Source organism: Acinetobacter puyangensis (genome assembly GCF_900096995.1).
Taxonomy (GTDB): Bacteria; Pseudomonadota; Gammaproteobacteria; order Pseudomonadales; family Moraxellaceae; genus Acinetobacter; species Acinetobacter puyangensis.
On the sequence record NZ_OANT01000005.1, the window covers coordinates 195,467 to 210,398 of the forward strand.

The following is a 14,932-nucleotide window of genomic DNA, read 5'->3' on the forward strand; positions in this document are numbered from 1 at the left end:
AAATTTAGTTGTGGAATCTACCCACCAAATACTGCAAATTTAAATGCCCATAATCCGGCAATGATCCAGACCATATACGGAACCGTTGCTGCTTTACCTGTCAATAATTTGATCAGCGCATAACTGATAAAGCCCAAGGCAATACCATCTGCAATCGAATAGGTAAATGGCATAAAGATCATGGTTAAAAAAGCAGGAACCGCTTCGGTAATGTCATCCCAGTCAATGCCTGTTACGCCATGAATCATCAGTACACCAACATATAGCAAGGCCGGTGCAGTGGCAAAAGCAGGAACACTTTGTGCTAGTGGAAACAAGAATAATGCCAAAATAAACAGGACTGCCACCACCACCGCAGTTAAACCAGTACGACCACCTGCCGCAACCCCGGAAGCCGATTCGATATAAGGTGTAGTCGATGAAGTACCCAATGCCGCACCGGCAATAATTGCTGTAGAATCAGCCATCAATGCACGTTTTAAGCGTGGTAATTTGCCATCTTTTAATAAACCTGCGCGTTGTGATACACCAACCAATGTTCCGGTGCTGTCAAATAAATCGACCAAAAAGAAGACAAAGATTACGCCAATCATTGAGGCATTAAACAATCCCTGAAAATCCATCTGCAACAAGGTCGGCGCAATTGAAGGAATACTCCCCACCACACCCTGAAATTCATTATGGCCTAATACTGTTGATAAAATGGTGACCGCTAGAATACTGATGATAATTGCACCACGAATCTGATAATGATGCATCACCACAATCAGTAAAAAACCTAGGCCAGCATACAATACCGAAGGTGAAGACAGTACGCCCATTTTTACTAGCGTTGCTTCATTTCCAACCACCACACCAGCCGATTTTAAAGCAATTAGTGCCAGAAAAAAGCCGATCCCGCCTGCAATGGATAATTTTAATGACATTGGAATGGCATTAATCATCGCCTCACGGAATTTAAACAGGCTTACGAATAAAAACACCAGTCCTGAAACAAACACAGCCGCCAAGGCAGTTTGCCACGGTACACCCATACCCATACACACGGAAAAGGTAAAATAGGCATTTAATCCCATGCCAGGTGCCAGTGCGATTGGATAATTCGCAACGATGCCCATCACCAAACAGCCAATTGCTGCGGCAATACAGGTTGCCACAAATACAGCACCCTGATCCATGCCAGTTAAAGACAGAATGCTTGGGTTAACAATGATGATGTAACACATCGCCAAAAACGTGGTGAATCCTGCCAGAATTTCACGACGAACATTGGTATTATTTTGTTCGAGATGAAATACCCGTTGCAGCAATCCCTGTGATGAGTGTGTGTCTTGCATGATGAATCCTCTTATGGACACTTGTCTTGCAACATGAGAGCGATATCTCGAAAATTTTTAAGGTTGCATAGACAAATATCGCACCAAATTAAATCAATATTTGATCCTGACCTGAATTTTGTTAGCAATGTACATGCCATCATGTCCAAATGTGATCAAGTTTGATGCAATAATAGATACTAAAACGTGAATTTCAGAGAAAATAAAAGTCCCGACGACTGTCAGGACTTAAATTCAGATAAATTATGGTGCAATCGCCTGAAATGGTGCGACAACGTCTGCATTTTGTGCACGGTGTCGTAAAAAGTGATCCATTAAGACCATTGCCAGCATCGCTTCGGCAATTGGCGTTGCACGAACACCCACACATGGATCATGCCGACCTTTAGTGATCACATCGGTTGCTTCACCCTGTAAATTAATGGTTTTGCCTGCGGTGGTGATACTTGCTGTCGGTTTAAGTGCAATTGCCACACGAATATCCTGACCACTGGAAATTCCGCCAAGAATCCCACCAGCATGATTGGCATTAAAACCTTCAGGTGCTAATTCATCGCGGGATTGATGACCAAACTGTCCTGCCACGGCAAAACCATCGCCAATCTCCACACCTTTGACTGCATTAATACTCATCATGGCATGTGCAATATCGGCATCCAGACGATCAAAAACCGGTTCACCCCAGCCAACAGGGACATTTTCTGCCAAAATTTCTAATTTTGCACCACAACTGGTACCCTGTTCACGCAGTGCAGTAACCAATGCCTCAAAACGTGCGACTGCATCAACATCGCCACAGAAGAACGGATTATTCGGTACTTCGCTCCAATCCAGTTTGGTGGCATATTCTGTTCCGATCTGAGTCACATGACCACGAATCAGAATACCAAATTTTTCTGCCAAATATTTTTTGGCAATCGCCCCTGCTGCAACCCGCATGGCAGTTTCACGCGCACTAGAACGTCCACCACCACGGTAATCACGAAAACCGTATTTTTGCGTATAGGTATAATCGGCATGACCTGGACGGAAAGTCTGGGCAATATTGCCATAATCCTTGGATTTCTGGTCGGTATTACGAATCAATAAACCAATTGGTGTCCCTGTGGTCTTGCCTTCAAATACACCAGAAATAATTTCGACCTGATCCGGCTCTTTGCGTTGTGTTGCAAATTTTGAGGTGCCGGGTTTACGGCGATCCAGATCATGCTGTAAATCTGCTTCTGACAGTGCCAGACCCGGCGGCACACCATCAACGATTGCCATCAAGCCAGCGCCATGCGACTCACCACAGGTAGTGACACGGAATAATTGACCAATACTATTACCTGCCATGTATTTTTACTCCTGATATTCCCACTTTTTCACAGAGGGTTAGGGGGATTTCTATTCGATCGCTTGCTGAAAAATCGCTTGATATTCTCGGCATTGTTGTGCAGTTAAGGCAAAAATACCCGAACCGCCATTTTGGAAAGTTAACCAGTGAAAATCAATTTTATTAAAATTTTGTTTTAATGCCCATTCACTATTGCCTACTTCAATCACCAGTAAACCATCTTCACTGAGATAGTCTGCGGCAACCGCAAGCATTTTACGCACCAGATCCAGACCGTCCTGTCCAGCGGCAAGTGCCAGTTCCGGCTCATGATGGAATTCTGCCGGTAAATCTGCCATGTCTTCGGCATCCACATAAGGCGGATTGGACACGATCAAATCATATTGACGTTCTGCCGGTACACGATCAAACAAATCCGATTCCAGTAAAGCTACCTGATATTGTTTGTTATGATGTTCAACATTAATGGCTGCCACTTCCAGTGCATCTTTGGAAATATCGGTGGCATCCACTGCGGCATCTGGATAAGCATATGCCAGTGCAATGGCAATACAACCCGAACCTGTACACAAATCTAAAATACGTTCCGGAATTTTAGGATTGGCATTCGGTGGTAACTGATGAGTATCTTCATGCATTTGCCCAAGTTCATCAAGAAAATAGGGCGCAAAACGTGACTGAATCAATTCTGCAATCGGTGAGCGAGGAATCAGCACACGCTCATCGACATAAAAAGGTTTAGCATCAAAATAAGATAAATTTAATAAATAAGAAGTTGGAATGCGTTCGTTAATCCGACGTGCCAGTAATTGTAAAAATTCTTGTTTTTCAGAAGCCAATAATTTGGCATCTAGAATTTCAGGATCGGCAGACCAGTCCAAAGAAAGTGTTTGCATCACCAGCGCCGAACTTTCCGCAAAAAAATCTTCTGTACCCTGCCCCAAATGTGCATCATATTGACGTAAGGCACTGACACCAAAACGGATAAAATCCCGAATTGTACTCAGTTGATCGGCAGCTTCCTGTAAACTTTCTTGGCTAATCAATGGATGATCCACGCAGAGACACTCCAACTATAGAAAAATAGCGTTATATTCTACTGTTTTTCTACACCTGATATAAGGTGACAGTGAAAATTAAGCGTAATATATCGCTCTAATATGCTGTTTTATTCTTCATCAGACAGTGCAGAATAAAATTTCACACCTAATTTAATTCGATCCCGACCATTTGACATACGCCAGCGATTGGTGTCCCTTAAAGAATAGACACAACCACAATATTCCTGCTGATAAAATTCCTCACGTTTTGAAATTTCAATCATTCGATTGGCACCACCACTTTTGCGCCAGTTATAGTCCCAATACATTAGCTCTGGGTAATGCGAGGCCGCACGAATACCACAATCGTTGATCTGTTGCATATTTTTCCAGCGTGAAATTCCCAGTGAACTAGAAATTACGGGAAAACCATGTTCATGCGCATACAGTGCAGTACGTTCAAAGCGCATATCAAAACACATGGTACAACGAATGCCTTTTTCAGGTTCATTTTCCATGCCTCTGGCACGTTCAAACCAATTGTCGGTATCATAGTCACAGTCAATAAAAGGAATTTGATGCTTTTCGGCAAAACGAATATTTTCGTCCTTGCGAATTAAATATTCTTTGACAGGATGGATATTCGGATTATAAAAGAAAATACTAAAATCAATGCCTGATTCAATCAGTGTCTCCATCACTTCACCAGAACAAGGCGCACAGCAAGAATGTAACAACAACTTTTGCGCACCATCGGGTAAAGTCAGTTTTTCACGATTTTTTGTTTTAGCCAAGATCATATACCTCAATTTCTGCATTTTTTATCATAAAAGAATTTTATGCATATGAAGCTGAATTTTTTTATCGTCATCATGAAAATAAATCATTAAGCCATTCATACATCAATCATTAACGATCCATTCATCTATGCCCTTTATACGCAAGATCAAATGTAATCGACTGAGCATGCAGTCAATTCACACAATGGTAAATTGGATTCGATCACACTGTATTGGCATCTTATCTGTTAACACCTCAAGCATTGATATTGTTAGTATGGGACTAAAGTTCAAGGGTGTAAATATTTATCATGATATTGATAACCATGAAGTTAAAAATGCTTACAATAGCCAATGCACCGCAATACCGACCACTCATGCTTTTTATCTGAACCTACTATTTTTATACGCAAACCATTGCCAGTTTAGTGTACACTTCTGCATTGCATGTTTCTCAATTTTCAGGATTTTGCATTTATGTCAGATCAAAATGACAAATTAGACAATCTCAAAACATCAGCTTTTGACCGTCGTTTATCTATCGCAAAAGCATCACTGCTGGCAGGTACACGCTGGGCAACTGCCAATGCTACCAGTATGTTTTCCAGTGAAACTGAAAAAGAGAAAATACGTAAACAGGCAATGACTGAACAAGCCAATTATCTGGTACAGGAGATTGGCAAGCTCAAAGGTTCAGTGGTCAAAATCGGACAAATGATGGCACTGTATGGTGAACATTTTTTACCTGTAGAAATTACCACTGCTTTGAATACGCTTAATGATAAAACCGTTGCCTTATCTTGGTCTGCGATTGAACCCCATCTGCGTAGCCAATTAGGCAGCAAACTTGATGAATTAAATGTTGATCGTGAACCAATCGGGACAGCATCACTGGCACAAGTGCATCGTGCCACGCGTAAATCCGATGGTCTGGAACTGGTCTTAAAAATACAATATCCCGGTGTTGCAGAAGCCATTGACTCCGATATGAGCTTGTTTCGCAGCATGCTGAAACTTACTCGTATGGTGCCGCAAACCCGTGAGTTTGATGAATGGTACGAAGAAGTCCGCAGCATGATGCATCGTGAAGTCGATTATGATATGGAAGCCTCGACCACCAAACGTTTTGCCGAACGCCTGGCCAAAGATGATCGCTACATCGTGCCGCATATTGTCGATGATTATAGTAATGATCGCATTTTGTGTATGACCTTTGAACGTGGTGTTCCGATCAACAGCCCTGCCATGTTGACACTGCCTCAAGCACGTCGTAATGCACTGGGTGAAGCATCTCTTGATATTGCAGTACGTGAATTGTTCGAATGGGGCGAAATGCAGACCGATCCGAACTTTGGTAATTATCTGGTTCGTCTGGGTAATGGTGCCGATATTAAAGACAAAATTGTATTATTAGATTTTGGCGCCATTCGTCAGTTTGATGATCATCTGCTAAGTGTCGCACGTCACCTGATTATTGCCGGATATCATCACGATAAAGCACAGATGGTGGCAGCCATGACCGGTTATCATTTCTTTGATTCCATTCCGGCATCAATCAAACCAGATATGGCAGAAGTATTTTTGCTGGCAACAGAAGCCTTTAGCACACCGCAAAACAATCCTCAAATGCCGGCAGGTTTAATGGATGCAGAACATCGTTATGATTGGAAAAAAAGCCAGTTGCATAGTCGGGTCATTCAACAAGCCAGTAAATCTATGGCATCACGTTATTTTTCCGTACCACCAAAAGAATTTATGTTTATTAGCCGTAAATTTATTGGTGCCTATACTTTTATGACCGTAATTGATGCCAAGACCAATATCCGAGATATGGTAACGCCATTTTTAAAATAAATGTCCTGCACAGGATAGATCACACGTGCATTTCTTTGCACGTGCCTAAATCAATACTGAATACTTCGGATTACACGGTCAGTTAAATACTTACCGTGTCAATTTAGCCAACTCAATGCTTTTTCAGAAAATAAATAACATTAAATTTTCAATATAAATTAATACTTTAATAAGATTTAAACTTTAAGCAAAAATGTCAGAAAAACTTTTCGCAATAGTCACGGATGCGATAGTTTTTTTTCATACTTATGCCAAGATAAAAACAAAGATCAATCAAATTTTCACTCAGGGATTGCACATGAGTCATATGATAAATAAAGTCCAAGGTTTAGGATTAGCCGTATTAACAAAACTGGCCTCCAGCAATGTACTTGATCAACTACGATTACGTAAATTCATCGAACGCTCACTGTATCAGGGTTCAAAAACCAGTTTTGGTGCCCTTTCCAAAAGTCAGAAATTATTAAAAAGCACGCAGCGACAAAATAAACCGTCAGACAGTAAACAACGGCTCAATCCACAATCCAAAAATTTATTTGATTTGGGATTAACCGAAGAACAGGCCATGTTACGTGAAGCCTTACAAGGTTTTGCCTCGGAAGTGATCTATCCTGCCGCTGCTCAAGCGGATAATGCTGCAAAATTTCCTGCCCAATTGTGGACTCAAGCACAGGAACTAGGGTTAAATTTTTATGCCTTGCCCGAATCGTATGGTGGTGTAGCAGCAGAACAAAGTGTGGTAAGCAATGTACTGATTGCCGAAGATCTGGCACGTGGTGATTATAGTCTTGCCGCAGGATTACTCAGCACTTTTAGTGTCGTCAATGCCATTACCCGTTGGGGCAATATTGAAATTCAAAGCAAATATTTAACTGCCTTTGCCGAAGAGAGTGAGATTCGAGCCAGCATCGCCAGTCTGGAAGCAACCCCGGCATTTAATCCCCTACAACTCAAAACCAAAGCCAGCCAACTTGATCATGGCTATGAAATTACCGGCGAGAAAACCTTGGTGATTCAGGGAGAATCTGCCGACCTATTACTGGTCACTGCCGATTTAAATGGCAAGCCGGAAGTCTTTATTGTCGAACCCGATCAGAGTATTGCCAGTAAACCAACGCCGGCAATGGGCTTAAAAGCTGCCGAAACCGTCACACTGCGTTTTAATCAAACACCGGCACAGCGTTTGGGCGATGATGATTTTAATTATCAGGAATTTCTGGATCTCGGTAATCTGATGTGGTGTGCCATGGCTGTTGGGACAGCCGAGGCAGTCAAAGCCTATTGTATTGAGTATGCCAATCAACGCATTGCCTTTGGCGAGCCGATTTCGCACCGGCAAAGTGTAGCATTTATGATCGCAGATATGGCCATCGAAATTGATGCCATGCGTATGCTGGTCTGGAATGCAGCAAGTCTTGCCGAAGCAGGACAGAATTTTCATCGAGAGGCTTATCTGGCACGTTTACTCTGCGCAGAAAAATCAATGAAAATCGGTACTGATGGCGTCCAGATATTAGGTGGACATGGCTTTACCAAGGAACATCCGGTGGAACGCTGGTATCGTGATTTACGTGCAACCGCCATTATGCAATCAGGTTTACATGCCTAATTCTGGAGAATAACAATGAATTTACAAAATCCGAAAAAGTTTAAAATGCTGATTGATCAGGCGCATGAAGTAGCATTAAACGTATTACGACCAATTTCACGTAAATATGACAAAGCCGAACATGCTTACCCAAAAGAACTAGATATGCTGTCTGCACTGGTCGATGGTATGAATGAAGGCGGCGAAGGCATGAATGCCGGTGCTGCCGGTGCAGGTAAACGTAGCGATACGGCAAATGAAGGCAATCGCAATGGTACCAATCTATCCACTGCACTGAGTATCATCGAAATGTGCTATGGCGATACCGGATTGCTATTATCCATGCCACGTCAGGGATTAGGCAACTCGGCCATTGCAGCAGTTGCCAATGATGAGCAGCTGCAACGCTTTAAGGACACATGGGCAGCTATGGCCATTACCGAGCCGAATTGCGGTTCAGACTCTGCGGCGATCCGTACCAACGCTACAAAAGATGGTGATGACTACATTCTTAACGGTGAGAAAATTTTTGTTACCTCAGGTGAACGTGCCGATAGTGTTGTGGTCTGGGCAACATTGGATCGCAATGCAGGACGTGCAGCAATTAAATCTTTCGTGGTATCTAAAGGCACGCCCGGCATGACGGTAGAACGCCTTGAACATAAATTGGGCATCAAAGCGTCTGATACTGCTTCTATTCGTTTTATTGATTGCCGTGTACCCGCTGCAAACTTATTGGGGAATGCAGAAGTCGATGTGGCTAAAGGTTTTGCCGGTGTTATGGAGACATTTGATAATACCCGTCCACTGGTCGCGGCAATGGCAATTGGCTGTGCTAAGGCATCACTAGAACGAATCAAGGAAATTTTCCATGATCAACTGGAAGACGACTATACAACGCCTTACTTACAGACCTCAAATATAGCTGCTCAAATCTATCATATGGAAGCAGAATGGGAAGCTGCACGTCTATTAACCTTAAAAGCCTGCTGGATGGCAGACAATAAAAAACCTAATTCCAAAGAAGCATCGATTGCCAAAGCCAAAGCTGGACGTATTGGCAATGCAATTACATTGAAATGTGTCGAGCTGGCTGCCAGTGTCGGCTACAACGAAGATGAATTATTAGAAAAATGGGCTAGAGATTCCAAAATCCTGGATATTTTTGAAGGTACACAGCAAATTCAGCAATTGATTATTGCACGTCGGGAACTGGGAAAATCCTCCAGTGAATTAAAATAACCGATATTTATCCTAATGATACCAGTTGCCAGATATTATTTCTGGCAATTTTTTGTCAGTCAGAAAACCCGTTTGCATCCAAATTACGTATCTTCACAAAACGCAACTGATTAAACCATGTACAACCTCAACAAAAAAATGTTAAAAATTAAATTAATAAATTCATTTTCTCAATAAATACCGTTCAAAAATTTTTTAAAGTTCGATTCATTACGCTGTGTTCCATATCCCTTGCTGGGATCAGGATTTTCTGGGAGTAAGTGTATATGTGGTTTATTTTAACTCTTTTCATTATTGTTTTTAGCCTGTGGGCAATTTTCTATTTTGAACTGTCCCGTCCAGTTGGTTCAGGCGTCATTATTGCAGTGTCCATCATCAGTGCATTTATTTCGGCATGGTCATTAATCCTCGGATTACCTTTGATTGTGGTCGGCACAGTATTGCTTATTGCGCCTTTACGTATCGCATTTTATACCCGGCCAGCATTTAACACACTTGCCAATGCCATGCCGAGTATGAGTACTACAGAACGTGAAGCACTGGATGCTGGCACGAGCTGGTGGGAAAAAGATTTATTTACGGGTGCACCCGACTGGGAAAAATTCGAACAATATCCTTATCCAACCTTATCTGAAGAAGAACAATCCTTTTTGGACAATGAGGTCGAACAACTCTGTCAAATGCTTGATGAATGGCAAATTCATCATGAATTAAAAGACCTGCCGCCTGAAGCATGGCAATTTATTAAAGATAAAGGTTTTCTGGGACTCATTATTCCCAAAGAATATGGCGGCAAGGCATTTAGCTCTTTTGCCCAGAGTCGCATCATGAGCAAGATTGCTTCTCGTTCATTAACTGCGGCAGTCAGTTGTATGGTACCCAATTCACTTGGTCCCGGAGAGCTATTGCTACATTACGGTACAGAGGCACAAAAAGATCAATATTTACCGGGATTGGCAAAAGGTATAGAGATCCCATGTTTTGGTTTAACCAGCCCCGAAGCAGGATCCGATGCAGGATCGATTCCAGATACAGGTATTGTCTGTATGGGAGAATATCAAGGCCAACAGATGCTTGGGCTAAACATGAATTTTTCCAAACGCTGGATTACCCTCGCCCCGATTGCAACCGTAATTGGCGTTGCCTTTAAACTCTATGATCCAGAAGGCTTATTAGGTGATGCGTCCAAACAAGAATATGGTATTACTTGTGCCTTGATTCCGGCCAGTCATGAAGGGATTGAAACCGGTGTACGGCATCATCCCGGCTCACCTTTTATGAATGGTACAGTCGAGGCACGTGATGTATTTATTCCAATTGACTGGATCATTGGTGGTGTAGTCAATGCTGGCAAAGGCTGGCGTATGCTGATGGAATGTTTAAGTGTCGGACGTGGTATTTCCCTGCCCGCACTTTCTACCGCCGCAGGTGAAATGACCTATTTAAATGTCGGCGCATTTGCGAAAATTCGCCAGCAATTCAAACTCTCGGTTGGTAAATTTGAAGGCGTACAAGAAGCCACCAGCGATATCGCCAGTGATGCCTATATGCTGGAAGCATTTCGTTATCTGGTTACCTGTGGTTTAAATCAAGGTGGCAAACCTGCCATGATGACTGCAATCGCCAAATATTATGCCACCGAAACCATGCGTAAAATGGTCAATCACGGCATGGATGTAGTGGGTGGACGTGCCATACAGCTTGGGCCACGTAATTTCCTTGCCTTAATGTATCAGGCCATTCCTGTTTCCATTACCGTAGAAGGTGCCAATATTCTCAGTCGTTCCCTGATGATTTTTGGTCAAGGATCAATGCGCAGTCATCCTTATTTGTTTGAAGAATTACAACTGTTACAAGATGCAGATAAAGACAAGGCATTAAAGCAATTTGATCAAATTTTTTATCAACATCTGGGCTATACCTTTAACCGAACGGCACGCTCATTTGCCTATGCCTTTACCGGCGGTCCTGCTGATGCCACACACAGTGCCGACGATTTTTCTCGTCCGTTCTACAAACACATCAACCGCTTAAGCGCAAATTTTGCCTTAACCGCCGACTTGTGTGTGGGCTTACTGGCAGGTGATATTAAACGCAAGGAAATGCTGTCCGGACGTCTTGCAGATATCGTTGCCTACCTGTTTATTGCAACAGCGATCCTGAAATTTTATGAACATGGCCAACGCAGTAAAGCCGAGCAGCTTCATGCACAACTTGCGCTGGAAAAATCATTGTTTAATGTTCAGGAAGCATTTTTTGATCTCTATCAGAACTTCCCGATGCAACTGCCTGCCACACTGGTAAAATGGATTTGTTTCCCGTTTGGCCGCCCGATTGCCAAACCGGATGATCAACTCAAACTTAAACTGGGCGAATTGATCATGCAAAATCATGCATTTAGAGAACAATTAAAACAGCATGTGTTTTCATCTTCCGATGCAGATGATGTCAATGGCCGAATGGAATCGACTTTCCAGATGTTACTGGAGATTGAACCTCTTTGGGACAAATTCAAAAAAGCCGAGAACAAAGGTCAATTTGATGGCCTAAGTTTTGAAGCGCATATTGAACATGCAGTTGAAACCGGTTTTATCAGTCAAGAAGAAGCCAGCACATTATTGAAATACAATGCCAAACGTTTTGACAGTATGCTGACAGATATTTTTGATCTGCAATTGCAACAGGTACAACCTCTGCACAATCCACATCAGCAATCTCTTTAGAATTGATTTAATCTGCATTTAGAAAAACTTAAGCCAGTCATACGACTGGCTTAGGAAATGACAATAAAATTTTTATTTTGATGCCTGTTCCGTCAGCCATGCCATAAAACGTTGGCGTTCGTTTGGTGTCGCCGACTTCCACAATTCAATTAATTGTTGATCTTTACTGCCCTGTACTGCCGTTGTCACAGGCGTGTTCACTGTCGTTGTCGTTGCAACGGATTGAGTGCTTGCAGGCTGGATCATTGATGATTGGTTTGGATTGGTGTTTTTATCATCTTTTTGACGTAAATCTAGAATTGTGCCAAAAATACCCTGACTCAACCATGGCTTAGATTTACTGGTTGCACCCGCTTGTTGTGCAATCAATTGACCTTTGGCATCTTTTATACCAATCACCGGTTGTTCTGCAAATTTTTGACCGTCTTCAAAGGTTTTAGGTGCATTGACTAAAGCCAGTTGATAAGTCTGTCCATCTTTTAATTCAACCTGATTCAGCGTCACAATATTCGATTTTAAAACGTCATGTTCACCATCATTATGATTAAAAATTTCCTGATATTTAACCGAAATACTGTGTTGACCCGCATCAATCTTATATTGGCTCAATTTACCACGAAAAATACTTCCCCCAACTTCCTGATCATCAATTGCCACAACGACAATTTCTTCCGGTGCTTCAACAATTACTGCTGCAAGTGCAGAAAAACTTACACTGCCCAATACCAAAGCGATCAACCCTTGCTTTAACATACTCAACCTTTTCATCAAACTGTCATTTTAAAACTATATGAACTATGCTGCTAAAAGATGACGTTTTTATGACATTTATACAAATCATTTTTTGAGGAGAGCTTTAAACTTAAAAAGCAAAGCCCCAGATTTACAGCTTTTTAACACTTTTATGATAATATTTCCAATGCCTGTATAGCTTTGTCATACCCTTGAGCGGCAGATTTCTGATACCATTTCTTGGCTTCTTCTTGATTTTGCTTTAATCCATGCCGCCCCTCAGCATAGCTACTGGCAAGATCATACTGTGCCATATAATTACCATTTTCTGCGGCTTTAATGCACCAATAAAGAAATTGTTTTGAATCTTGCTGAACATATACACCATGCTCATACATATAGGCAAGATTGTACTGTGCCCAATCATTATTTTTTTCGGCTGCTTTTAAATACATCTGCATGGCTTTGGCATAATCACGAGGTACACCTCGACCATGATAATAAAAATTGGCAAGATTATTTAAAGCTTCAACATTACCTTGCATTTCTGCTTTTTGATACCATTGTATGGCTTTGGCATAATCCTGTGTAAGTCCCTGTCCATTTTCATACATCATGCCCAACAATGCCATAGCTGGCACACTGCCTTGTGAAATTGCTTTTTCATTCCAATACAATGCTTTTTTATAATCAATAAAATCTTTTTGCTGATAATAAATCGTAATTAATGCTTGCTGGGCATTTAAGTTGTCCTGTGAAGCTGATTTTTCATACCATGCTATGGCATGATGTGTATTTTGAGTCACGCCCCAACCATGTTGATATAAATAACCAAGATAATATTGTGCATCTGCATGTCCTTGTTCAGCAGCAATCTTAAATAACTCAAATGCGTTAAGATAATCTTTTTCAACACCTAAACCATGTACAAACATCTCACCCAAAGCAAATTTAGCATCCAAATTGCCTTGTTTTTCCGATTCTGATAACCAATATATTCCTTGAGCATAATCTTTTTTAAACATGCCCTGCCCATTTAAATAAGCAACACCCAAAAGATATTGCCCATTTGCATCACCCAGTTCAGCAGCTTGTTGCAAATATCGTTTTGTTGTAAATGGATTCTTACTTACCCCATTGCCTGTCGAATATATTTTGGCAATTTCAATCAGCGAGGGTGTTGATCCTTGTGCCGCAGCTCGTTTAAGCCATTGCAAAGCAAGTTTAGTATTTTTTTGTACACCCTGCCCATTTAGATACATGAAAGCAAGATTATGCTGAGCTTTAACCTGTCCTTGTTCAGCAGCTTTTTGATACCATTTTAATGCTTGCTCATATTGTGGGGGATTCATTTCCTGAAAATAAACTAAGCCCAAATAATATTGTGCATCTATACTGCCTTGTTGTGCAGCCTGTTGATATAACCTCTTGCCTTGATCAATATCTTTCTTAACCAATTCTCCTTTCATATAAAATGCGGCTAAATCAAGCTGTGCTTGTACGATGCCCTGTTCTGCCGCCTGTGTAAGCAACGCCAACATTTTATGACTATCTTTTTCCACACCCAAACCATGAAAATATAAAGTCGCCAATTGATATTTCGCTACCGCATCATTGTTTTGATCACTCAAATTGGTATAAATTTGTACAGCACCCTGATAGTTTTTTTGATTGTAATATCGCACAGCTAGCGTATACATTGCAGGTATATATTGATGATCTGCAGCTTTTTTTAGCCAATATTCTCTCAAATTTTCCTGATTTTTTTCATCATAATATATCCATGATAATTGATACTGTGCTGGAGCAAAATCCAGTTCCGCTGCTTTCAGCAAGAACTCTTTTGCCTTATGTAAATCTTTTGCAATACCATCGCCAGTGAGATACAAAATACCTAAATTATATAGGGCAACAACCTCTTCTTGCTGCGCTGCTTTACTATACCATTCGATGGCTTTTGCTATATTTTTCTTTTCACCTAAACCAAGATGATAATGATAAGCCACATCTGCCTGTGCTTTTACATTACCTTGTTCAGCCGCTTGTAAAAGCCAGCTTAATGACGCCTTATAATTTTCAATTTTAAAGTATTGTTCAGCCAATTGAACCTGTGCATTTTCTTGACCTAGCTGTGCCAACCCCAAGGTTTGTACATGATCCAGAGAATTTGCATATAAAGGCGTTGATAATAAAGATAAACTTAGACTCAGTACAATATTTCTAAATCTTATAAATATAAATTTCATTGTGATAAAATTTTTGCATATATAGAACATAAGATTATATAAAAAAAGCCGACGC

At 41.3% G+C, this 14,932-nt stretch carries 10 protein-coding genes; 4 read left to right on the top strand and 6 right to left on the bottom strand.

The window, feature by feature from the left end; translation table 11 throughout:
- Nucleotides 1–17: 17 nt before the first annotated feature.
- From CRO21_RS11200 to CRO21_RS11215, 4 genes are all read right to left on the bottom strand, one after another.
- On the bottom strand, nucleotides 18–1,337 hold the full coding sequence (locus CRO21_RS11200; RefSeq protein WP_097079394.1) for an NCS2 family permease: 1,320 nt from the start codon (nucleotides 1,335–1,337) through the stop codon (nucleotides 18–20).
- A gap of 243 nt (nucleotides 1,338–1,580) precedes the next feature.
- A complete protein-coding gene (gene aroC / locus CRO21_RS11205; RefSeq protein ID WP_097079395.1) occupies nucleotides 1,581–2,672 on the bottom strand; it encodes a chorismate synthase in 1,092 nt (363 codons plus the stop codon).
- 51 nt (nucleotides 2,673–2,723) lie between these two features.
- Complete coding sequence (prmB, locus tag CRO21_RS11210) at nucleotides 2,724–3,731, bottom strand: 50S ribosomal protein L3 N(5)-glutamine methyltransferase (protein ID WP_097079396.1); 1,008 nt, start codon at nucleotides 3,729–3,731, stop codon at nucleotides 2,724–2,726.
- Between the two features lie 110 nt (nucleotides 3,732–3,841).
- Complete coding sequence (locus CRO21_RS11215) at nucleotides 3,842–4,513, bottom strand: epoxyqueuosine reductase QueH (RefSeq protein WP_097079397.1); 672 nt, start codon at nucleotides 4,511–4,513, stop codon at nucleotides 3,842–3,844.
- A gap of 456 nt (nucleotides 4,514–4,969) precedes the next feature.
- Between CRO21_RS11215 and CRO21_RS11220 the strand changes: the two genes are divergently transcribed.
- From CRO21_RS11220 to CRO21_RS11235, 4 genes are all read left to right on the top strand, one after another.
- Nucleotides 4,970–6,346, top strand: coding sequence for an ABC1 kinase family protein (locus CRO21_RS11220; protein WP_097079398.1), 1,377 nt, complete (start codon nucleotides 4,970–4,972; stop codon nucleotides 6,344–6,346).
- A 298-nt stretch (nucleotides 6,347–6,644) separates the two neighbouring features.
- Nucleotides 6,645–7,955, top strand: coding sequence for an acyl-CoA dehydrogenase family protein (locus CRO21_RS11225; protein WP_097079399.1), 1,311 nt, complete (start codon nucleotides 6,645–6,647; stop codon nucleotides 7,953–7,955).
- 15 nt (nucleotides 7,956–7,970) lie between these two features.
- On the top strand, nucleotides 7,971–9,176 hold the full coding sequence (locus tag CRO21_RS11230; protein WP_097079400.1) for an acyl-CoA dehydrogenase family protein: 1,206 nt from the start codon (nucleotides 7,971–7,973) through the stop codon (nucleotides 9,174–9,176).
- A gap of 266 nt (nucleotides 9,177–9,442) precedes the next feature.
- A complete protein-coding gene (locus CRO21_RS11235; RefSeq protein ID WP_097079401.1) occupies nucleotides 9,443–11,899 on the top strand; it encodes an acyl-CoA dehydrogenase in 2,457 nt (818 codons plus the stop codon).
- Between the two features lie 72 nt (nucleotides 11,900–11,971).
- On the opposite strand, the gene CRO21_RS11240 is transcribed toward CRO21_RS11235, so the two are convergent.
- Nucleotides 11,972–12,667: a DUF2057 family protein gene (locus tag CRO21_RS11240; protein WP_228150423.1), complete on the bottom strand. Its 696-nt coding sequence runs from the start codon at nucleotides 12,665–12,667 to the stop codon at nucleotides 11,972–11,974.
- Between the two features lie 134 nt (nucleotides 12,668–12,801).
- On the bottom strand, nucleotides 12,802–14,877 hold the full coding sequence (locus CRO21_RS11245; RefSeq protein ID WP_171294040.1) for a tetratricopeptide repeat protein: 2,076 nt from the start codon (nucleotides 14,875–14,877) through the stop codon (nucleotides 12,802–12,804).
- Nucleotides 14,878–14,932 lie beyond the last annotated feature (55 nt).

Excerpts from the sequence above, each read along its gene's own strand:
- CRO21_RS11220 (WP_097079398.1), top strand. The coding sequence starts at position 4,970 with ATGTCAGATCAAAATGACAAATTAGACAATCTCAAAACATCAGCTTTT.
- CRO21_RS11200 (WP_097079394.1), bottom strand. The coding sequence starts at position 1,337 with ATGCAAGACACACACTCATCACAGGGATTGCTGCAACGGGTATTTCAT.
- CRO21_RS11215 (WP_097079397.1), bottom strand. The coding sequence starts at position 4,513 with ATGATCTTGGCTAAAACAAAAAATCGTGAAAAACTGACTTTACCCGAT.
- CRO21_RS11225 (WP_097079399.1), top strand. The coding sequence starts at position 6,645 with ATGAGTCATATGATAAATAAAGTCCAAGGTTTAGGATTAGCCGTATTA.
- CRO21_RS11245 (WP_171294040.1), bottom strand. The coding sequence starts at position 14,877 with ATGAAATTTATATTTATAAGATTTAGAAATATTGTACTGAGTCTAAGT.
- CRO21_RS11240 (WP_228150423.1), bottom strand. The coding sequence starts at position 12,667 with ATGAAAAGGTTGAGTATGTTAAAGCAAGGGTTGATCGCTTTGGTATTG.
- CRO21_RS11235 (WP_097079401.1), top strand. The coding sequence starts at position 9,443 with ATGTGGTTTATTTTAACTCTTTTCATTATTGTTTTTAGCCTGTGGGCA.
- aroC (WP_097079395.1), bottom strand. The coding sequence starts at position 2,672 with ATGGCAGGTAATAGTATTGGTCAATTATTCCGTGTCACTACCTGTGGT.
- CRO21_RS11230 (WP_097079400.1), top strand. The coding sequence starts at position 7,971 with ATGAATTTACAAAATCCGAAAAAGTTTAAAATGCTGATTGATCAGGCG.